This is a genomic window from Rufibacter roseolus, from assembly GCF_017916365.1.
GTDB lineage: Bacteria > Bacteroidota > Bacteroidia > Cytophagales > Hymenobacteraceae > Nibribacter > Nibribacter roseolus.
In genome coordinates, this window is record NZ_JAFMSU010000002.1 from 320,007 (window position 1) to 340,109 (window position 20,103).

Annotated in this window: 17 protein-coding genes; 1 reads left to right on the top strand and 16 read right to left on the bottom strand. The window is 52.0% G+C overall.

The genetic code is table 11. The features are described from left to right. Positions 1 to 65: 65 nt before the first annotated feature. Entirely contained in the window at positions 66 to 1,847 is a 1,782-nt protein-coding gene (locus J3P35_RS10275; RefSeq protein ID WP_210464524.1) for a tetratricopeptide repeat protein, read from the bottom strand. 130 nt (positions 1,848 to 1,977) lie between these two features. On the opposite strand from J3P35_RS10275, the gene J3P35_RS10280 reads away from it, so the two are divergent. Then, complete coding sequence (locus J3P35_RS10280; RefSeq protein WP_210464525.1) at positions 1,978 to 2,196, top strand: PspC domain-containing protein; 219 nt, start codon at positions 1,978 to 1,980, stop codon at positions 2,194 to 2,196. Here the strand turns inward: J3P35_RS10280 and J3P35_RS10285 are convergent. The 15 genes from J3P35_RS10285 to J3P35_RS10355 all read right to left on the bottom strand — a co-directional run bounded on the left by J3P35_RS10285 (position 2,161) and on the right by J3P35_RS10355 (position 20,047). Further along, a complete protein-coding gene (locus tag J3P35_RS10285; RefSeq protein WP_246850149.1) occupies positions 2,161 to 3,213 on the bottom strand; it encodes a glycosyltransferase family 2 protein in 1,053 nt (350 codons plus the stop codon). The genes J3P35_RS10280 and J3P35_RS10285 overlap by 36 nt on opposite strands. Continuing rightward, entirely contained in the window at positions 3,203 to 3,538 is a 336-nt protein-coding gene (locus tag J3P35_RS10290) for a YbaB/EbfC family nucleoid-associated protein (protein ID WP_210464526.1), read from the bottom strand. The genes J3P35_RS10285 and J3P35_RS10290 overlap by 11 nt, the downstream gene beginning before the upstream one ends. Positions 3,539 to 3,748: 210 nt before the next feature. Next, complete coding sequence (locus tag J3P35_RS10295; protein WP_210464527.1) at positions 3,749 to 5,398, bottom strand: T9SS type B sorting domain-containing protein; 1,650 nt, start codon at positions 5,396 to 5,398, stop codon at positions 3,749 to 3,751. After that, positions 5,395 to 6,900, bottom strand: coding sequence for a histidine ammonia-lyase (gene hutH, locus J3P35_RS10300; RefSeq protein WP_210464528.1), 1,506 nt, complete (start codon positions 6,898 to 6,900; stop codon positions 5,395 to 5,397). The genes J3P35_RS10295 and hutH overlap by 4 nt, the downstream gene beginning before the upstream one ends. After that, positions 6,900 to 8,282 (bottom strand): histidine--tRNA ligase, encoded by a 1,383-nt coding sequence (gene hisS, locus J3P35_RS10305; RefSeq protein WP_210464529.1) that lies wholly within the window; start codon positions 8,280 to 8,282, stop codon positions 6,900 to 6,902. The genes hutH and hisS overlap by 1 nt, the downstream gene beginning before the upstream one ends. Before the next feature lie 135 nt (positions 8,283 to 8,417). Further along, positions 8,418 to 9,671, bottom strand: a complete 1,254-nt coding sequence (locus J3P35_RS10310) for an O-antigen ligase family protein (protein WP_210464530.1) — start codon at positions 9,669 to 9,671, stop codon at positions 8,418 to 8,420. Next, a complete protein-coding gene (locus J3P35_RS10315; protein WP_317195368.1) occupies positions 9,637 to 10,752 on the bottom strand; it encodes a glycosyltransferase family 4 protein in 1,116 nt (371 codons plus the stop codon). Before J3P35_RS10315 ends, J3P35_RS10310 begins: the two co-directional genes overlap by 35 nt. Positions 10,753 to 10,819: 67 nt before the next feature. Further along, positions 10,820 to 11,941 (bottom strand): glycosyltransferase family 4 protein, encoded by a 1,122-nt coding sequence (locus J3P35_RS10320; RefSeq protein WP_210464531.1) that lies wholly within the window; start codon positions 11,939 to 11,941, stop codon positions 10,820 to 10,822. Next, the gene (locus J3P35_RS10325) at positions 11,922 to 13,172 is read right to left on the bottom strand and encodes an O-antigen ligase family protein (RefSeq protein WP_210464532.1); all 1,251 of its coding nucleotides are present in this window, start codon (positions 13,170 to 13,172) and stop codon (positions 11,922 to 11,924) included. The genes J3P35_RS10320 and J3P35_RS10325 overlap by 20 nt, the downstream gene beginning before the upstream one ends. 56 nt (positions 13,173 to 13,228) lie before the next feature. Then, positions 13,229 to 14,212 (bottom strand): glycosyltransferase family 2 protein, encoded by a 984-nt coding sequence (locus J3P35_RS10330; RefSeq protein ID WP_210464533.1) that lies wholly within the window; start codon positions 14,210 to 14,212, stop codon positions 13,229 to 13,231. A gap of 9 nt (positions 14,213 to 14,221) precedes the next feature. Next, positions 14,222 to 15,163 (bottom strand): glycosyltransferase family 2 protein, encoded by a 942-nt coding sequence (locus J3P35_RS10335; RefSeq protein ID WP_210464534.1) that lies wholly within the window; start codon positions 15,161 to 15,163, stop codon positions 14,222 to 14,224. 20 nt (positions 15,164 to 15,183) lie between these two features. Further along, the gene (locus J3P35_RS10340) at positions 15,184 to 16,278 is read right to left on the bottom strand and encodes a glycosyltransferase family protein (RefSeq protein ID WP_210464535.1); all 1,095 of its coding nucleotides are present in this window, start codon (positions 16,276 to 16,278) and stop codon (positions 15,184 to 15,186) included. Between the two features lie 2 nt (positions 16,279 to 16,280). Further along, positions 16,281 to 17,399, bottom strand: a complete 1,119-nt coding sequence (gene wecB / locus J3P35_RS10345) for a non-hydrolyzing UDP-N-acetylglucosamine 2-epimerase (RefSeq protein WP_210464536.1) — start codon at positions 17,397 to 17,399, stop codon at positions 16,281 to 16,283. Positions 17,400 to 17,412: 13 nt separating this feature from the next. Beyond that, positions 17,413 to 18,537 (bottom strand): glycosyltransferase family 4 protein, encoded by a 1,125-nt coding sequence (locus tag J3P35_RS10350; protein ID WP_210464537.1) that lies wholly within the window; start codon positions 18,535 to 18,537, stop codon positions 17,413 to 17,415. Further along, positions 18,524 to 20,047 (bottom strand): oligosaccharide flippase family protein, encoded by a 1,524-nt coding sequence (locus tag J3P35_RS10355; RefSeq protein WP_210464538.1) that lies wholly within the window; start codon positions 20,045 to 20,047, stop codon positions 18,524 to 18,526. The genes J3P35_RS10350 and J3P35_RS10355 overlap by 14 nt, the downstream gene beginning before the upstream one ends. Positions 20,048 to 20,103: the final 56 nt, after the last annotated feature.

The window sequence follows — 20,103 nt, forward strand, 5'->3', positions numbered from 1 at the left end:
GCGGCAAGTTACAACAAGGTTTCTGTTTTGGGCCCTATTTTCTCAAAACAGGCCTAAAATGGGTTCTATGGTCTCAGGGCCTCAGCGAATGCCGCCGATTTGTGGTACTGTTTGAACTCCAGGTCATCAATGGCTTTGCCGGCCAGCACGGGTTTGGCTTTCACGGCCAGTTTCAGGTGCTGGGCCATCAGGGCTTCCTTCTGGCTGCGGGCGCCTATCACGGCCATGAGGTAATGGGTATTGGCATCCTGCGGATACTCCACTAGCAGTTTCTCTCCCAGCTCGGCGGCGCCCTCGTAGTTTTCTTTCAGGAAGTAGAGGAGGGTCATGTTGAACTGGGCGGCGTAGCCTTTACCAGCGTAGGAAAGGCTGCGCACGGCATCATCGTACTGGCCCACGCTCAGTTCCAGGGCGGCTTTGTCGGTGAAGACCTGTTGCAGCACGGGAAGCGGACCACCCAACCGGATGGCGTAGTCATAGCTTTGCAGCGCTTCCAGCACATCTCCGTGCTGGTGGTGGGCTACGGCCAGGTTATAAAACTGCTGGGCGTCTGGTTTGCGATGGGCGGCGTACCGTAGGTTCAGGATGGCGCTGGCTAATAAATTCTGTTTTACTTTGGGTCGCATCTCCTTCTGCGCCTGCTCATAGAACACCATGCCCAGGTTGTTCAAAGACTGCCAGTTCATGTAGGTCTCCACCGCAGACTCATAGATTTTCTTTTTCTCGGCGAGCAGGGGCGTGAGGGTGGCGGCGTACTGCATCTCGTCGGCGGAGAGGGCATCTGCGTTGGCGCGATTCTCCACTATTTTCTTGGCCAGAAGGTAGATCTCGTAGTCGCGGCGCAGGTTGGGCTGGTAGTTAATGGTCACTTCGGCGTAGCGCAGCACGGGGTACACGTACGTCTCCAGGTAGTCATAGGAGGGAACCGCCTGCAGTTTCTCTTCTTTCTCCTCAAAGGAGCCGGGTCCGTTCACAATGTCCAGGATTTGCTGCACCTGCTCCTCGGGCATGGCCGAGTTCTGCACGCGGCCCAAAAACGCGGCCCAGTTTTTCTGCAGCGTGCGTAAGTTGAATTTGATGTCTGCTACGGTGTTGTTGTACACCTCGGTCTCTATTTTCTGTTTGATGAACCGCTCCACGGCCACGGCTCTGCGGGAGGCTAGGTTGCGGGTGGTGGTCTCCACCTGATCGGGGGAGTGCATGGCCAGGATCTCTATTTTCTGGGTTTTCTGGTTCGTTTTGATAAAATCCTCCAGTAACTGCAGGTTGGTGCCGTACCCTTGGCGCAGGGTGGCCAGGCCTTGGTCAAAATATATGGGGAACTTCAGCGGCCCAGGAGCCTCGTTCTTGAAATTCTCCGGTACGTAGGCCGGTGCGTGCACGGTTTGGATCAACTGGGGCGTGGTGATGATGCCCTCGGCTAAAACCTTGGACTTGGTGAACCGCTTGCGTCCTTTGGGATCGGTGACTACGCCTTGGGCCATGAGTTGGCCCCTTATTTTGGACGGCGTGTACGGGAAGGCAAAAGAGCTGCCCATGGTGGGTTTGCCATCCACGAAATTGTAGTTCCCGAAATCGAATCCTAAAGAGCCCACGTGCTCCTCTACGCCTTTTTCGGCTTTGTAGAACACCCTTATGCCGTAGCGGTAATCATCTCTCAGCAGGTTTTTGGGTAATTGCGCCTGCACCTCTACCGGAACCTGGTTACCGCGCACCATGAGCACACTGGGCTGGGCGGTAATGGTCTGGCCTTTCTCCACCTTCTTGGCGAATCTGGAAAGGGTACAGCCGGTAAAAAGAAGCAGTAAAAGGAAAAGACTGAGAAATGAATTTATACGGGGATTCACGAAAGGCATATCTTAACTACAACAAGAAACGTATAGAAACGTTATTAGACTCAAAATTGAATCCTTAGCAATGGGAAAGTTACGGTAGAAATTGTAAATTTATTATCTTAGGAGTTTAACTTTTCACACCATGAAAAATATTCAGTATTTCCTGGAAAGCCAAGCCTTTGGAGTTTGCACCAAAGTAGGGGAAAAGTTAGGCTTCGCTACCAGCAGCATCAGGCTTTATTTCATTTACCTCTCTTTCCTAACGTTCGGCTCGCCTGTCCTGGTGTACCTGATCATGGCTTTCTGGCTTAACGTACGCAAGCACTTACGCCGGGAGCGTAGCACTGTCTGGGACGTTTAATGCCCTGAATTCCTTTTTCCCTTTCACGAAATACTGCCAGACCACGCTCTGTGGGCTCCAGCCGGTAAGCTGTGCCGTGGGTTTATGCACCGGGTTTTCCTTTCTTTTCTCTTTCCAGAACTTCATTTCAGAGAAGAAACTGCGGTGGGCTTTATAGATGGCCTGCACCTCCTTTATCTGGCCTTTCAGCAGAAACTGGGCCGCCGCCACGCCATCCAGCACCAGGCGGGTGTACAAGACTTTGTTTAGTTCTTCCTCGGCCAGGTTCTTGTAGAGGAGCGCCGCGCCGTTCCTGAAGTTGAGGAAAGTCTTCCTGGGATTAGCCTTAGGCAGGGTGCCGCCGCCTACGTGGTACACGGTGCTGTGGCCCTGGTAATAGATCTGGTGGCCCAGGTTCTGCAGGCGCCAGCAAAGGTCAATCTCCTCCATGTGCGCAAAGAACCTTGACTCCAGGCCGCCGGCTTGCCAATAGGCGCTTGACCTGATGAAAAGGCAGGCACCGGTAGCCCAAAAAACAGGCCGCACGTCATCGTACTGTCCGCGGTCTTCCTCCAGGGTGTTAAACAAACGGCCGCGGCAGAAGGGGTATCCGTAGGCATCCAGGAAACCGCCCGCTGCGCCGGCGTACTCAAAGTGGGTGCGTTGATGGAAAGATTTGATTTTAGGTTGGCAGGCGGCGATCTGCGGATTCTTCTCCAACAGGTCCACCATGGTCTGGAGCCAATTGGCCGTTACCTCTACGTCTGAATTGAGGAGTACGTAGTACGTAGCCTCTACCTGGCGGAGGGCCTGATTGTAGCCTTCGCAGAACCCGTAGTTTTCCGGCAGGGCAATGGTTCTTACCTGCGGGTAGTGCTGCCGGAGAAAAGGAAGGGAGTCATCTGCGGAGGCATTGTCGGCCACCACTATTTGGGCCTTGGCGCTGTGCTGCAGCACCGAGGGTAAAAACTGTTCTAACCAACGGCGGCCATTCCAATTGAGGATAACCACCGCCACGGTGGGCGTACTATAATCCAAAGTTGCTCAGATCTAAACCCGGGATGTTGGGCAGCATGCCTTCGGTGTTCTTTTTGATTTCCTCTTTGGCGCGCTCGCCGGCCTCGTCCAGGGCTTTGTTAACCGCGGCTACCACCAGATCAGCGAGCATTTCCTTGTCATTGGGGTTCATGAGGGTCTCATCGAACTCTACCTTCAGTAACCGCCGATCGCCGCTGGCCGTGGCTTTCACCATGCCGCCGCCGGCCTCAGCAGACACCCTTATGTGCTTGAGATTATCCTGGGCCTCTTTCATCTTGGCCTGCATCTCCTTCACCTTATTCATCATCCCGAACATGTCAAACATAATCTTCTCTTTTAGTAAGTTCTATAGAGCATAACGGGTAAACAAAGACAGAAGATACTTGCCGCCGCTATTCACGGGTCAAAAGTAATTGATTTAGGCGAATGTTTAAACCAAAGGTCCATAGGATGGTAGATGGCTCAAATTCTTTCACCTTAGAGGAAGGTTCTTTCCTGGTTTCAGCACTGTTTTACAAAAACGGCCCTTAAACGCTTACCTGATCAAAGTGACGGTTCCTTTCTGGGTGATCTTCTTGCCGTTGACATCCACTGCTTCCAGCCGATAGATATAAGTCTCGGGAGGGGAGGGTTTGCCCCCGTGCGTGCCGTTCCAACCGGTCTTGGGGTCTTTGCTTTCAAAGATGATCTGACCCCATCGGTTGAGGACCTGCAGCGTGAACCTGGAGGCGAAAGGCGTGCCAACCGGCCGGAAGACATCGTTCAGGCCATCGTTGTTGGGCGTGAATGCGGTTGGGAAATGGAATTGGAAAGCCTGGTCTATGACCGCGGTGTTAGAAAAGCTTTGGTAAGGGCCATTCTGGGCGGTAGTCAACAGCCGGTAGGTGAGCCGCTGGAATTTCTCCTGCGGCTGCGCATCCAGGTAACTCTGTCCCGAGACAGGAATGCTCCAGTACACCTGACTCTGGTCATCCAGGAGTTGAAGCGTCTGACTTCCAATCCCTGACGGGAAGCCCTCGTAGGAACTCCAGTTGAGTTGAACGCCTCCCTCTGCCTGCAAAGTAGCCGTTAAGATAGCCGGGCAGGCGCTGTTGCTTTGGCGCGACGAAACGTTGCAGGAATCAAGGTAGGCAATCTGGTAGCACAGCGGAGTCGCCAAGTTGCCAGGTGAGGCATCCAGGGTGTTTTTAGGCTGTTTTTCCCCAATCAGGTTGAAACCGCCGCCGCTTTGGCTTCGGTAAACCGATTGTTCCTTGAAGGTTTCCTCCGCCGGAACCACCGTTTCAAGGTTGACTCTGTTCTGGAGGTCAAAACTGGCCACCAGAAGCGCCGGAGCAGGTGGGGTGGTGCCGATGGTTTCAATCTCTATTGGTTGAGACGCGCTCTGGGCTCCATTCTGTAGAAGCGCGATGAGCTGGTACGTGTATTTTCGGCCGCAGGCCACCTGGGTATCGGTGAAGGAAGTCTGGGTTCCCAAAAGATTCTGGTAAGGCTGACCGCCACGCAGTAACTGGTAATTGACCACTAGGCCCGGGCTAGTATTGGCCGACCAGGAAAGCACATTCTGCCGGTCACCTTCCGATACGCTCACCGTTTGGGAGCAAACCGTGTTAGACACGATGTCTTCGCGGCCGGAGCAGATATTGGTCACCCGCACCCGGTAGCAACCAAGTATCGGGTTCACGGAAATGGTGTGCTGGCTTTGACCTGCGGCCACGCTGGTGAGCGTTTCTATTGCCGTAAATGGCCCGGTAGCGGAAGTCGCTCTTTCCACCACCAGGTCATTTACTCCTGAGGTCTGCAACTGGATCTGCACCCCTGCGCTCTGCAAGGTCAGTTTCTGCAACACCGGGGGCGAGGCCGGGGCGGCGGCTTTCACGTCAAAGGTGCGTGGGCAGAAATTGCCTACGCCTTTGAGTTGGGTGACCACAAAGCGGCCGGGAGTAGAGAAGGTGTGTGAGGTTTGTTTGGCGGAGAAATCCAGCCCATCGCGGTCGTCAAAGTCATAGAATTCAGTGACGTTAGTCTGGCCCGAATTGTCTTTGAAGGTGATGGTTTCGCCCACGCAGAAAGTTTCCACGGCTTGGTTCTGCTGGTTGTAGGCCAGGAAACAGGGCGCCTGTTGCGCCCAGGCCCCAAGGGAAATCCCCAGCCAAAAAAGCAGAAGTACTAACCGTTTTCTCACGCTATCCATTCCTCAAAGGGAAAGTCCTGGATAAATCTGATGCTTTTTTCAATATCTGGCTGTAAAACGCGGTCCTGCTCCAGCGGCGGCACCTGCATTCTAAAGGCATCCACCACTTTCTCCAAGGCCGGAGAGGTACGGAGCGGCCTTCTGAATTCCAGCGCCTGTACGGCGGCCAACAGTTCAATGGCCAGGATTCGCTCCACGTTCTGCACCACCTGGTAAGCCTTGGTGGCCGCGTTGGCGCCCATGCTCACGTGGTCTTCCTGCCCGTTTGACGAGACAATGGAATCTACGCTGGCCGGGGTGCACAGCTGCTTATTCTGGCTAACGATGGAGGCGGCGGTGTATTGCGGAATCATGAACCCGGAGTTGAGGCCCGGCTCCTGGATGAGGAACTGCGGCAAGCCCCGCTGCCCTGAGATCAGCTGGAACGTGCGCCGCTCCGAGATGCTGCCCCACTCGGCCAGAGCGATGCTCAGGAAGTCCAGCGCCAGGGCCAGGGGCTGGCCATGGAAGTTCCCGCCGGAAAGAATCAGGTCTTCCTCGGGAAAAATATTGGGGTTGTCAGTGACGGAGTTTACCTCAGTAGTGAAAACCTTCTCGGCGTATTCCAGGGCATCAAGGCTGGCGCCGTGCACCTGTGGCACGCACCGGAAAGAGTAAGGGTCCTGCACCTGCGGTTTTTCCTTCTGTTGCAGTTCGCTTCCGGTCAAAAGCTGCAGGATGCGGGCGGCGGTCTTTCTTTGCCCGCCGTGGGGTCTCACGTTGTGGATCTGGGGCAGGAAAGGGGCAGCCAATCCGTCAAACGCCTCCAGGGAAAGCGCGGCCAGCACATCGGCGGCCGCCGAGATCTGGCGGGCTTTGATGCAAATGATGGTGCCGTAGGCAGTCATCATCTGGGTGCCGTTCAGGAGGGCCAAACCTTCCTTGGCCTGTAACCGGATGGGTTCCCAACTGAAGATATCAAGGATTTCGTGGCCCTTGAGCTTGAACTCCTGGAACCGTACCTCGCCCAGACCCATCAAGGGCAGGCAAAGGTGTGCTAGGGGCGCCAGATCGCCGCTGGCGCCCAAGGAACCCTGTTGGTAAACAATAGGATAGACCTCGCGGTTGAAGAAGGCCAACAAGCGCCGCACCGTGCTCAGTTGCACTCCGCTGTAGCCGTAGCTTAGCGATTGCACCTTCAAAAACAGCATCAGTTTCACTATTTCCGCAGGAATCTCCTCACCGGTGCCGCAGGCGTGCGACATAACCAGGTTCCGCTGGAGGGTTTCCAGGTTGCCGGGGGAGATGGTGGTGTTGCAGAGCGCGCCAAAGCCCGTGTTGATGCCGTACACCGGTTTTTGCGCCGAGGTCAGGTGCTGGTGCAGGTAGGCATGGCTGGCGTCAATGCGCTGCTCCACTTCCTCAGACAGAGCCAGCGTGGCCCTGCTTTGCAGAATGCCCTTGATCTCTCTGAGCGAGAGCGGGGCCAGGGAAACCAGGTGCTGTTCGGCCATTAGTTAGCGGAGTTGTTTTGCAGGGTGGTCAATATATCCTGGAGCGGGAGTTTTTCCTGGGAGCCAGTGCGCATGTTACGCAGGTTCAAAAGGCCGCTTTCCATCTCCTCAGAACCTACCAGCAGCACGTAAGGAATCTTTTTCTGATCTGCGTAGCCCATCTGCTTCTTCAGCTTCGCCGATTCTGGGTACAGCTCCGCCGAGATGCCTGCGGCCCGCAACGTCTGCAGCACGGGCAGGGAGTAGCGCATGGAGGCCTCATCAAAATTCACGATGAGCAGTTGCGTGATGGTCTGGCTTTCCTGTGGGAAAAGGTTGAGTTCCTCCAGCACGTCAAAGATGCGGTCCACCCCAAAGGAGAAGCCCACGCCCGACACGCCCGGCAACCCGAACATGCCCGTAAGGTTATCGTAACGGCCGCCGCCGCTGATACTGCCCATCTGCACGTTGTTCACCTTCACCTCAAAGATACAGCCGGTGTAGTACGAGAGGCCTCGGGCCAGCGTCACATCCAGTTGTATATTAGCCTTGTTTACGGTAAAACTGTCTAAAAACGACAGCATGCTGCGGATGTCCCGCAGGCCGCGTTTTCCTTCCTCTGAGTCTTGCAGCAAGGTGTCCAGTTGCGGGAGTAGATCAGTAATATCTCCGGAGAGGTTGAGGATAGGCCTAAGTTTCTCTACCGCTTCCTGGGAGAAGTTTTTCTGGCGCAGCTCCTCATTCACGGCCTCCTGACCAATCTTGTCCAGCTTGTCGATGGCTACACAAAGATCTGCTTCGCGACCGTGGGCTCCGATGGCCTCGGCGATGCCAGCCAGCAGCCCGCGGTGGTTAAACTTGATGGTGAAGTCTTCCAGGCCCAGGGTGCTCAGCACCTCATCCATCATGAGGATGATCTCGGCCTCGCAGAGGAGCGAGTTGGTGCCCACCACATCGGCATCGCACTGGTAGAACTCGCGGTAGCGGCCCCGCTGCGGACGGTCGGCGCGCCACACGGGCTGGATCTGGTAACGCTTGAACGGGAAAGCGATGTCGTTGCGGTTCATGACCACGTAACGGGCGAAGGGTACGGTGAGGTCATAGCGCAGCGCCTTCTCAGAGACTTTGCGGGTAAGCGGCTTGTAGCCCTGCTCCAGGTCCTGGGCAGATACCTTGCTCAGGAAGTCTCCGGAATTGAGGATCTTGAAAATAAGCTGGTCTCCCTCATCGCCGTACTTGCCGGTAAGCACACTCAGGTTTTCCATAGCGGGCGTCTCCAGGGGAAGAAACCCGAATTTCTCGAAGGTACGCTTGATGACGGAGAAGATATAGTTGCGTTTCACCACCGTGGCGGGCCCAAAATCGCGGGTGCCCTTAGGGATAGAAGGTTTGTCTTGGCTCATGTATGATTTTGCTAATGCTGCGAAGATAGCAAATTCATACATGATTCAGGCCAGGTGGGCCGGTAACCTCATGGGACGCAAGCCTTGTTTCAGGGCTGTTTTCCTGAAATCATGCTTAAAAGGGCGGAGGGAAAATTAGCTTTGGTTCCGGTCTTCTTTTGGGGCAAACACCAGGAGGGCTATTAGAAAAGAAAACAGCAGCGTTCCGTCTCTGCGCTGCATGAGTGATTCTGTTAAGCAGCAAATGGTAAAAACGGCCACAAAACTGAACAGGATAAAGTCTTTCTTTTGGTAAGCTTCCTTGAGCAGGAAAAACACAAGCACCGCAAAGGCCAGCACCCCAAGAATGCCCAGGGAAACCCCGTACATGAGGAACTGATTGTGTGCATCGTACCTGGCATCTACACCCTCCTGGAAACCGTTATACTGGTAGCTTTCCACCAAGGCTTCTTCGGATTGGCCGGGGCTTACGCCCAGCAGCGGATTTTCCTGAATGACATCCACCGCCGAGGTCCACATCATCTTTCTTTGGGTCACGCCCGCGCTCTCACTGAACTTGATCCTGAGGTAGGTTACTTTTTGAAACACCAGCACGCTGGAGGCAATCGTGAACAGAATCACGCCAACCAGCACCACGTATTTCCCGGCCCGAAGCGTTAGGTAAACGCCCACCAAAGCCATCACCAACACCGTAGCCACCAGCGCGGTTCTGGAGGCTAATAACGCCTGAAACCCAAAGTAGAAGACGCAGAAGAAAAGATGCAGCAGAAAAGATGCCTTGTTCTGGGTAAACTTAGTGGTAAACAGAAAGTAGCCGTGGATCAAAAGGCAAGCCCCTATGTAGAGGCTGTAATATGGCGCGTGAAAGCGGATGTTTTGGGGCAGGAAGTAGGAAAAAAACGTCCAGTCAATGAGCTGGAGTTGTTCCCAATGCTGGGGGTACTTTTCAAAATATTGCCGCGTAATATCAACGGAGGCGTAGACCGAGAGGCAAAAACAGCTCAATGAGAAAAACAACAACGCTGTATTGATCTGCCTTCTGGTAAGTTGCCTGTAAAACAAAATGGGCAGCAAGGGCAGGGTGCCCTGCAAAACAATGAAGTTCAGCGTGGCTTTGGTCTGGAAGCTGTACACCAGCGATAAAATACAAAGCACATAGTAGACCCCAATGGCCCTGAACACCTGGCTTTTGAAAATGGACCCGAGCCCGTTCCCCTGCCTGTAGACATTCCAGACGAAGCCCGAGAGCAGCACCAGCAGGAATTCGGTTTTGAAATTAGACCTCAGCGGAACGGCAACGGCATATACGTAAACCAGGAAAGCAAAGACCTCTTGGCTAAGGGCGCTTTTTTTACTAGTTGTATCGCCTAAGCTCATCGTATTTCTCATATACAAACTTCCGCATTTCGTCTCTGAACCTGGTTTGGTTGAATTTCTCAACAGATAATCTGATGATTTGTTTGTCATACAGGGCTCCTCTGCCTTCAAACAACCTGATGGCTTCTTTCAGGCTTTCCTTCTCCTGGCTGGAAAAGAAAATACCGGTATCTGGGGTGATGGTTTCCAGTGCGCCTCCTTTGCCCAAGGCGATCACGGGTGTGCCGCAGGCCTGAGCCTCTACCGGCGTGATCCCGAAATCCTCCTCAGCAGCGAAGACAAAAGCCTTGGCCCGCTGCAGATGGTCTTTCAAAACCTCAAAAGGCTGATATCCCAGCAACGTCACATTGGCTGCGGCACTGGCTTTTATTTTATCATAGTCTGGACCTTCGCCAATCACCACCAACTGCTTGTCTGGCATCTCATTGAACGCCTCCACAATGAGGTCAATCCGTTTGTAGGGCACCAGGCGCGAGGCGGTGAAGTAGAAGTTCTCCCGTTTCTCTGAAAGCGAGAAATTCTCTACGTCTACCGGCGGATAGATGACGGTGGCCTCGCGGCTGTAATTCTTTTTGATGCGCCGCGCGATATACTTTGAGTTGGCCACGAAATGGTCTACCCGGTTCACGGTGGCCACATCCCAGTTCCGGAACCGGTGCAGGATCAGTTTGGCCAGCATGCCTTTGAGGCCAGAATTCAGGCCGGATTCCTTCAGGTATTGGTGGTACAGGTCCCAGGCGTAGCGGGCCGGCGAGTGGCAATAGCAGATATGCAGCTGCCCCGCATGGGTTAGAACGCCTTTAGCCACGGCGTGGCTGCTGGAGATAACCACGTCATAGGCAGACACATCCAGTTGCTCAATGGCCAGGGGCATCAAAAAAAGGTAGTTGCGGTAGTGCTTGCGGGCGAAAGGTAAGTGCTGGATGAAAGTAGTGGTGGCGGTTTTATTGAAAATGTGCTTTCTCAGGTGATCGGGCATGAAGTCAATGACCGAGAACAGGTCGGCCTCCGGGAAAATGCGTAGGAGCTGCTCCACCACTTTTTCCGATCCGGAGTAATCCACAAACCACTCATGTACAATCGCTACTTTCACAAAGAATAATTATGATGATGCAGGTGTCCTGCGATATAGCCTCAATTTGTTCCTGTAAGAAGTTTCTTTAACCTGGTGTCAGCAAACCTCTCAGAACCTTCAGGTGCCGGGCTGCTGATTTCTCCCAGGTGTATTCCTCCGCCTGTTTTAAGCCTCTTTTTACCAGATCGGCCCGCAAACGCTCGTCCGTGAGAACGGTTTTCAGCAGGGCCCTGAGCTCCTCGGCGTCCAGGGCCTGGAAGTACAGCGCCGCGTCACCGCAAACCTCGGGGATACTCGCCGATGAGGAGGCCACCACCGGGCATCCGGAGGCCATGGATTCCAAAGGCGGCAACCCAAACCCCTCGTACACCGATGGAAAAACCGACAAAGATGCGCATTTGTACAGGAATGGCAATAGCTCATCGGGCACAAAACCGGTAAAATGAACCAAGCCACGCAGCGAAGGTTGCTGCTCCAGAAACTGGAAAACCTCCTGATCCGGCGTGATAAACCCCTGTTTCTGACCCACTATCACCAAATGGTACTTTGCTTGTAACGGTGAATCCAGACCAGCATAGGCTTTCAGAAGTGTAATCAGGTTTTTGTGGGGCTTCACATTACCCACGTACACCAGATAATTTTCTGGGAGCTCAGGCAGGGCGTCCTTAAGCTGTTTTGATGCCGTTTCCGGTAAATCTGCCCTAAAACGGAGCGTGTCCACCCCGTTGTAAATGACACTGATCTTCTCAGGAGGGCAGTTGGTGTACTTCACAATCTCCGTTTGGGAGAAGTGGGAGACGGTGATGACCTGGTGTGCCAGCCGCACCGCGGCTTTCATAACCGCCGTGGCATACACCTTCTGCGCCAGGGGCAAGGTATGCCGGTAAGCCAGGTGGTACGTGTCATGAATGGTCACCACCCTTTTCTTTGCCCTGATAGGCAAAAGCGGAACATTGTACTGCGGCGACCAGAAGATGTCACAGGGTGGGATTTTAGAGGCCAGTTCAAACTGTTCTTTGATGGAGTAGATGGCCGCCTCCGCCGGGATAACCTGTACCGAAGATGCCCACGCGAACTCGTTGATTTCTTCAGGTTTACCCAGTACCGACACCTGAAAAGAGGGTAGAAGAAAGGGGATCAATTGCTTCAGGTAAACTCCTATCCCGGAGGAATGGACCATGCGGGCATCAATGACTAGGGAGGGCATTCATTCGTCTTTTGGAGATAATACTTTGCGCTAAGAGCAAACCGAAAAGAATCCAGTACAGGATATAGTTCACCTTGCCAATGAGGGCGGAGTTGATCAGGCTCCCCGCAAAGAAATACATACTGGCTCCCAGAAAAGCCAGGCATAGCTGTCTCAGGAGGAGGTTGTCTGCAAAGTAAAAGGTGTGCAGCGCATAATAAAAGCAGATGAGGTACAAACAGAAGTGAAACAGGCCCAGGAAAACGCCATTTTCCAGGAAAAGCTGCAGCCAGTACCCATCGGTTATGATCATGCTGGTGGCGTCGCTGCTGGGTCCCTGGGTGCCGGTTCCCGCCCCGAATAGATAATTTTCTTTGAGGAACTCCAGGGAATTGTCTATCTGGTTGTAATGCTCTGTGGTGGAGGCGATGGTGCTGGCCTCCTGCCCGGTCACCCTCCTCACGATAAAGCTGTCTTTGTAAAAATAAGCCAGAGAAAGGAGCGTGATCAACAGAACAAAGCTAACCAGGATGATCCTGATCACGAAGTTGATGGTGAACCTTCCGTAGTGCAGAATCAGAATGGTGCCGCTTGATAATAGGAGGCCCACCAAGGTAGCCCTAGTGAAAGTGAAGATGTTAGCAGTGACAATAATAGCGAGATAAAGCAGGTAAATCTTTTTACCTGTGGTCAGCAGTTTGGCTACCAGCACAGAGAACAAAGTAATGGTAAAACTGGCGAAAATGATGGTATTGCCCAATAGGGCGGTGGGTCTCACAATTTCCTCATTGTAGAATTGGAAGGTGCCTTCTCCTCTAAGGGCAAGGAAGGAAAGGGGCAGTTTAGAAGAGAACTTAAACTGGAATATGGCATAGAGACAAAGGATAACTCCCACCAGCACGATGGTAGCCAGGCTGTTGTCAATTGGCTTTTCTTTCCTGAACAACAGCGGGATGTAGATAATAGGGGCGGCGTAAAAAATGGTATTCCTGAGGCCTAAAACCCTTTCCCTTATGGAATTATCGTCAATGATAGAGAGCTTTGAAGTGGTGAGGAAAAGTAAAACAAGCCAGAATAGGGCAAAAATAGCGTAATCTGTGTGTACCTTCTTTTCTGTTAAACCAAACAATGCCAGGGAAAAAGCGGCGTGGGCCAGGAGAAGCCCTATGAGTAAGTCAATTAAGACCGTACCCAGGTTCAGCTTGGTGAACGAAAGAAAATTGGTGATAAAGCCACTAAACAGCAGCGTCACTATTAAGAGTAATAGTAAGACATGGGAGATAGAGACTTTATATTGTGCAGCCTGCTTCATTTAGTCTGGAGGATCAACTTGAATACCGTGGCGGCTCTTTTAAACTGCAGCCTAGACATCCGCAGCAAAGCAGAGGCTATGAGTAACAAATAAAGCTGAAGTGTCCTTTGGGGGTAGAACTTCCTGAAAAAAATAATTTTGCTTCTGATGCCGTGATAATCCGCTAAGGCGCTTTTCTGCTTACCGGAGGAACTTGACCCGATGGTTTGTCCCTCTTTGTGATAAACCCGGCAAGACCACACATAGCCCAAACCATACCCGGCTCTTTCCGCTCTTTGGGCCCAGTCCAGTTCTTCAAAGTAAAGAAAATAATCCTCGCTTAAAAGCCCAACCTCCTCCAGAAACTTTCTACTGACAAAGAGGGAAGCGCCAATCACGTAATCCTGTTGCAGCGCCGGCACGTTATGCTGTGGGCCATCCGGTTCTTCCTCCGCAAGGTGACGGGTGGTGAAAGTGCGTAGATCCAGCTTACCGCCTAGGGCTTGTATTACCTCGGGTTGGTGATAGTACAGCAGTTTTGAGCCCCAGATGCCCACGGGTTTAACAGAGCTTTGGTCAAATTGGGCCCTTTTCACCAACTCATCCAGAGAATCAGGGTCAACAGTAGTGTCGTTGTTCAGAAGCCACAGGTAATCATGGTCATTTTTCTGCAAGGCATATCGTATCCCCAGGTTGTTGCCTGCCGCGAACCCCGCGTTTTTGTCGGCCCTAATAAACACTACTGGTGGGTTTTGTCTAGGAAGGTCACTGCTTTGGGTGGCTTCGCTTTCTTTCAAAGCAAAAAAGGAGGGAAGGTGAACTTGGGCCCAGCTGGTTAGATGAAGAAATGACCCGTTGGGAGAATCATTGTCCACCACAATGATCTCCTTGTTTTGGTATTTTAGTCTCAACAGGCTTTCCAGGCACTCAACGGTGTCTTGCCAGCTCATGTAGTTGAGCACCACAATGTATACTTTGGGTTGTTGTTCCTGCACGGTCATGTTCCTCTCTTATCCTCTTAAAAGCAGGCTCAGGTTATTCTTCCAGGAAGACCTGTAAAACCGGTATTTGATCAGTTGCTGTTTTCTTGCAAGAAAGCCTTTGTTCTTCATTGAGATAAAGGCTTCTAAAATCCTTTTATTAGCCGGGTTCAAGGATAGCCTGTTTTGATGGTGTAAATGAAAAGCTTCGGCTTGTTTTATCTCGTCTGATAAAAGCTGCAGATTGTTTTTCAGGGCTTTTTCCAAAACAAAGGCTAAATGACGGAATAAACCTTTGCGCCGGGCACCCACTGCATTAAAAGAATGCTGACGGTATAGAACTGTTGGCTCGCACAGGTATTTTACCTGGCCAAAGTAGCTGGCCGTCAGGAGCAGCCAGACATCATGCATGAGCGCTTCTTTTGGTATGGGCAGCGCCAGATCTTTGGTGGCTTTATTGAGGAGGATGGTGCAGCCGGTGGCCACGTTTTCAACCAAGGCCCGGTTTAATGAATTATTCTCCGGGTTTAGCTCCATGTGGTGCCAGTAGGAGGCATCTATTACCTTCAAGTGCTCATCCACCACCTTCAAGTCGGTAAAGACCAGGGCGGGTGTTTCTTTGGAAGAGCTTTTCTCTAGTTCCTGCAGGCAGGCCAGACTCGCCTTTAACTTGCCTGGCAACCAGACATCATCCTGGTCACATAAGGCAATGTAATTCCCGGTGGCTGCGGCCATGGCCCGGGAAAAATTCTGGACTACCCCGGCTTGCTGGGTGTTAGCGTGAATAATCAGGTTGTGCCTGTTCCAAGAAATTTCCTTAAGGATCTCAAGGGTCCCGTCCGTTGATCCGTCATCGAATACAATGACTTCAAGGTGTTGGTGGGTTTGGGCAAAAATAGAGGCAAGCTGTTCTCTAATGTACTTTGCCCCGTTGTAGGTAGCCAATGTAATTGAGACCAGCGGTTCTGACATAGATTTTTCAGGTAAAACGGTCATTGTCCAGACGCCTCTGCCTGGAAGAGAGCCTCTTCAATGGTCAAGGGGTCTTGCAGCAGCTGTAAGACAATCTCTTTGTTCTTCTGGCTTTTCCGTTTGGTTAAACCATCGTTCAAAGATTTGTAGTCCAGGAACTCATATCCCAGGTCAGCAAAGTCCCCGATTTCCTGCAGCTTTACAATAGGCGTGATGCCAAAGTAAAGATACTCAATCAATTTGGTGGGGCTGGCCACCCGGTTCAGGATATGGTCATCCCTGAGAATGAACCCATAGTCTGCCAACGCATAATAATAGCCCAGCATGGAAGGGGGCACGCTTCTGAAGATGAAACCAGCAGTGTTGCAACCCACCTGCTTTGCCACTGCTTTTACCGCCTCTACCTCGCCGCTAAGGATGATGAATCTGTAGTTTGAATTCTGTAGCCTTTGTATGCACTGGAACATGAGGTCCACATTCTGCCATTTCTGGGCTGAGCCGCTATAGATAAACACTACTTCTGAACAGGTAAGGCCTAATTCTTCCCTGGTTTTGTTTAGTAAACCTAAATCTAATCCGGCCGGCATGTTGGGTTTGATGGAGTACACCAGATGGTTTCTGTTTCTAGTGTCCGGGTGTTTCTGAAGGTAATACCCCTTCATTTTATGAGTCACGTAAATGAAGGTATCTACAAAAGGCACAGCCTCCTGTTCAACCCATGAAAATAGCCTGCTTTTCTTTATTTCGCCTGAAAACGCAAGCTCCTCCGGTACCACGCCGTGCACATCAAGTGCCACCTTCGTTTTTTGGTTATTAAGCTTAAGGAAAGGTAAGGCGGTTAAAGCATTGAAAATAGAGTGGATGTAAACCAGATCCGCCTGCCTGAATATCTGCAGAATCAGGGAGAAGTGGGTGAAAAGGTTTAGCGTAAGAATGGTGAGCTGCCCCTCCCTTATTTCAGTCTTTCTGAAGGCCCTTACCAATCTGATATTCAAATATGTACGTCTATGCCCTTTCAAGCAATCATCAATGTGTTTGACCCGCTGCATCATTCCTTCTCCAATGGTGCGGTCTGTAGGGTAAGGCGCCACGAAAACAATCTCTTTGGGCATCATGACTACAGTTGGATTTCCTGGAGAAGCGAGACAATCTGTTGGGAGGTGGTACCATCTCCGTAAGGGTTGACGGCATTGGCCATGGATTGGTACACCGGCTGGTCTTGGAGCAACTCAGTTACCTTCTGCACAATGGCTTGCCGGTTTGTGCCCACCAGCGCAGCCGTGCCTGCCTCAATCCCTTCGGTTCTTTCGGTAACGTCCCGCATCACCAGTACCGGTTTGCCCAGCGAAGGAGCCTCTTCCTGGATTCCTCCCGAGTCGGTGAGCACCAGGTAGCTTTTTTCCATGAGCCACAGCAGGTGAGGGTACTCCAAAGGAGGCAACAAGTGAATGTTGGGCAGGTCGCTCAGAATACGGTTCACTACTCCTTGCACATTCGGGTTTAAATGCACCGGGTATACCACTTCCACCTCTTCAAAAGTCTTGGCAATTTCCTTTATCGCGAGGCAGATGTTCTCAAAGGGGGCGCCAAAGCTTTCACGACGGTGACCGGTCACCAGGATGATTTTTTTGGTGAAATCCAGGCCCTTGAAGAAATCCTGGTACATCACCTCGTCATGTTTGATGATGCTCAAGCCTAAATGCAGCGCGTCAATTACCGTGTTTCCCACCACAAAGACATTATCCAGGATATTTTCCTGGGCCAGGTTCTTCTGGGCAGCCGGTGTAGGCGCGAAGTGGAAATCAGCGAGGTGACCAATCATGATCCGGTTGCCTTCCTCCGGGAAAGGGGACTGCCGGTTGCCGCTTCTCAGGCCTGCCTCTAAGTGGGCTACTTTGATCTTCTTGTAATAGCTGCCCAGCGCGCCCAGGAAGGCCGTGGTGGTGTCTCCCTGCACAAACACCAAAGAGGGCGCGCAATCTTCCAGAACCGCTTCCAGTGCTTTCAGGCCTTTGGAGGTAATGTCAAATAAACTCTGATCTGGTTGCATGAGGCTGAGATCATAGTCTGGGGTGATGGAAAAGAACGCCAGCACCTGGTCCAGCATGTGCCGGTGCTGACCGGTAATGCAGGTAACGGTCTGGAAGAGCTCAGGAAAAAGGCTGAATTCTTTGATTAAAGGTGCCATTTTGATGGCTTCCGGGCGCGTGCCAAAGACAAAAAGGATTTTCTTCATGGATTTGCGTTTCCTATTCCTTCCTATTTCCGCCGACCAGGGATAAGATCAAGTCCCGGTATTTTTCGCCCATGGCTTCTACCGAGTAGTTCTGGGCGGCAGCAAGAGAAGTGGCGTGACTCATCTTCTCCATTTGGTCACGGTGGGTGTACAGATAGGTGATTCTCTCTGCAAACATATCTATATTATCATTCCCATCAATTAAGAAACCGTTTTCCCCGTCTTTTATTACAGGGGTGGTGATATTCTCCAGCCTGGTCACCAAAGGAAGACAGCCGCACACCAAGGCCTCCAGCAGAACTACGCTGAACCCCTCGAAAAACGAAGGCATGAGCATCACATGGGAAGAAAGCAGCAGTTGGTACACCTCTTTTGTCGGGAGGGAGCCTGCAAACCGGACCACCCCCAGAAGGTTCTTTTCCCCGAATAACCTTTTCAGTTCAACTTCATCAGGACCGGTGCCCGCAATAATGAGGTGCAGGTCCAGTCCTCGTTTTCGGCAGTTTTCCAGAATCTCAGGCAGGAAAAAGACTCCTTTCTGGGCGTGCTCCAACCGGCCCACAAACACTAAAGTGAACGGCTTTCCATGCCTTTCTTCCTTTAACCCAAAGGTCTGCGGAAGATCCACGCCGTTTCTGATCTGGTGAATTCTGCTGTGCGGCGCCCATTGTTTTGCCAGTTCCTCTACCAAAGGACCCACCGCAACCACAGCATCCAGGGATGCGGCATGCATGAGCCCGATCTCAAAGATGGAGGCATCAGTGTTGTGTAAAACCGAAACGGTCCTGGTTTTGGAAAAACGTCTTAAAAACGGAACCGCCCGCTGGCCATAGCGGGTATGGTTGAGGAAAATGACATCGTACTTCTTTTGGAAAATATACTTCAAAGCCTTCAGGTAATGGAAAGTTCTCTGCAGTTTGGTCTCAAGACCCTTATGCGAAAGAAAGACACCTTTAAGGCCGGTTTCCCCTATCTGTTCAAACCAGGCACCCTTTTCAGAAAAGACAGTGATTTCGACTTCCATGCCCTGGGCCTGCAAATACTTGCCCAGCCGCAGCAAAGCCATTTCCATGCCGCCGCCGTGGAAGGCATAGGTGAAGATGCCTACTTTGATGGGAGCTTTTTCAGGTTTTGCCATTTTTGAGCAGAAATTTAGAAAACAGCCTTGAAACGCCCATCCTTACCTCGTGGCTGATCACCATTTTGAAGAGGACGAATTCCACCCCCACAATAGCAACAATCCCATAGGAGAAACGGTAGCTGTTTCCTACGGCCAGAGAGGCGACCACGAGTAAAACGCTGAGAAACACGGCTGCCAGTATCTGTTTCACCAGTTGGGCAGCAATATGCTTACGGAGCAGGTAAAGGCTCAGAAAATTAATAAACAGGTAAGCCGCACCGCTTCCGTAGGCGACGGCATTGGCCCCGTATACCCCCGCAAACAGGTAGGTGGCGAGGATAAGTAAAAGGCCATAGGTGAGGTTGGTGGTAAACCCGATCCACATTTTGCCCGTGGATTGCACAAACGCCCCTAAAACGCTGCCGGCGCTGGCCACAATCACGCTCCAAACGGACCCGATGAGCACATCCTGGCTGTTTTTGAACTCCTGGCCATAGATAAACAGCACCGTGTCTGGGAAGAACATAAACAGGGTGCCTACCGGGAAAATCACCAGTACCGTAATGCTCTGGAAAAGTCCCAAAGTCTTGTGGGAAGAAGAATCCTCGGGCCCGGATAATTCCGCTGACAGCAGCGGCAGAAGTACCTGGGCGATGATGTTGGGCATGAGCATGAGCAGGTTCTTCCACTGGTTGGCCACGTTGAGCTGACCCAATTCCGAAAACCCTGCCACCTGCCGCACCAGCAGGAGATTGGTGACCCAGACCGCGGCAATGACCGAGAGGTTACTCAGAAGCGCCGGTACCGCGAATTGGCGTAAAATGGAAACTTCCTCAAGCGCGCCTCTGAATTTGATGCTTAACCCAAACCGCTTTAAGTTATTTTTTAGAAACAAGAAAGCAATGAACACCCCCAACCCGGAAGAGAGGGTGGTAGCCATGACCGCTCCGTCAATACCAAACAGATATGACCCTATGAAGGCGGCCACCATATAAAGAATGCCCCTGAGCAGGTTACTCAGCCCAATACCCGGAAAAGCCTCCAAGCCCGAGAGTACTCCCAGGGTCACCCCGGAGATGGCATTGAAAAAAATCTGCGGCGCCCCAATCCGGAACAAAGGATTCAAGTGCGGTTCCTGGATAAAAGGCTCCGTAATTATCTGGGGCCAGAAGAGCAGAAGCAGCGTGGCGCCTAAACCTAGGACCAAAGAAAAAGCCAGCGCCAAACCAATGATCCTGCTGGCTTTAAGGGGATTTTTCTGTTTGTGTTCTGCTATGTATCTGGTGGTGGTAAGCCCAAAACCCAGGCCGGCAATCTCCCCTAACAAGGCAAAAGTGCTCACCGTCAGGCTGATCTCCCCGTAACCGGTCTGCCCGAAAAAGCGCGCCAGAAAGATAGTCACCAGAAGGTTTGAGCCTTGCAAGCCCACGGTGCTTACCAGAATCCAGAAAGCGCCTTTGTTGAACCTTCCAAGCAAGCTTTCAGAGAAGAGAAGGGAGCTTAGCTTCTTTTTTAATTCAAATATCATCAGGTATGGAGGAGTGGGGAAAGCAGTCGTAAGCAGCGGTTGAATTTCAATCAGCT

What these genes read in the sequence shown, in the direction of transcription:
- J3P35_RS10280 (WP_210464525.1), top strand. Translation starts at nt 1,978, where the DNA reads ATGAAAAATATTCAGTATTTCCTGGAAAGCCAAGCCTTTGGAGTTTGC.
- J3P35_RS10290 (WP_210464526.1), bottom strand. Translation starts at nt 3,538, where the DNA reads ATGTTTGACATGTTCGGGATGATGAATAAGGTGAAGGAGATGCAGGCC.
- hutH (WP_210464528.1), bottom strand. Translation starts at nt 6,900, where the DNA reads ATGGCCGAACAGCACCTGGTTTCCCTGGCCCCGCTCTCGCTCAGAGAG.
- hisS (WP_210464529.1), bottom strand. Translation starts at nt 8,282, where the DNA reads ATGAGCCAAGACAAACCTTCTATCCCTAAGGGCACCCGCGATTTTGGG.
- J3P35_RS10310 (WP_210464530.1), bottom strand. Translation starts at nt 9,671, where the DNA reads ATGAGAAATACGATGAGCTTAGGCGATACAACTAGTAAAAAAAGCGCC.
- J3P35_RS10320 (WP_210464531.1), bottom strand. Translation starts at nt 11,941, where the DNA reads ATGCCCTCCCTAGTCATTGATGCCCGCATGGTCCATTCCTCCGGGATA.
- J3P35_RS10330 (WP_210464533.1), bottom strand. Translation starts at nt 14,212, where the DNA reads ATGACCGTGCAGGAACAACAACCCAAAGTATACATTGTGGTGCTCAAC.
- J3P35_RS10335 (WP_210464534.1), bottom strand. Translation starts at nt 15,163, where the DNA reads ATGTCAGAACCGCTGGTCTCAATTACATTGGCTACCTACAACGGGGCA.
- J3P35_RS10340 (WP_210464535.1), bottom strand. Translation starts at nt 16,278, where the DNA reads ATGATGCCCAAAGAGATTGTTTTCGTGGCGCCTTACCCTACAGACCGC.
- wecB (WP_210464536.1), bottom strand. Translation starts at nt 17,399, where the DNA reads ATGAAGAAAATCCTTTTTGTCTTTGGCACGCGCCCGGAAGCCATCAAA.
- J3P35_RS10350 (WP_210464537.1), bottom strand. Translation starts at nt 18,537, where the DNA reads ATGGCAAAACCTGAAAAAGCTCCCATCAAAGTAGGCATCTTCACCTAT.
- J3P35_RS10355 (WP_210464538.1), bottom strand. Translation starts at nt 20,047, where the DNA reads ATGATATTTGAATTAAAAAAGAAGCTAAGCTCCCTTCTCTTCTCTGAA.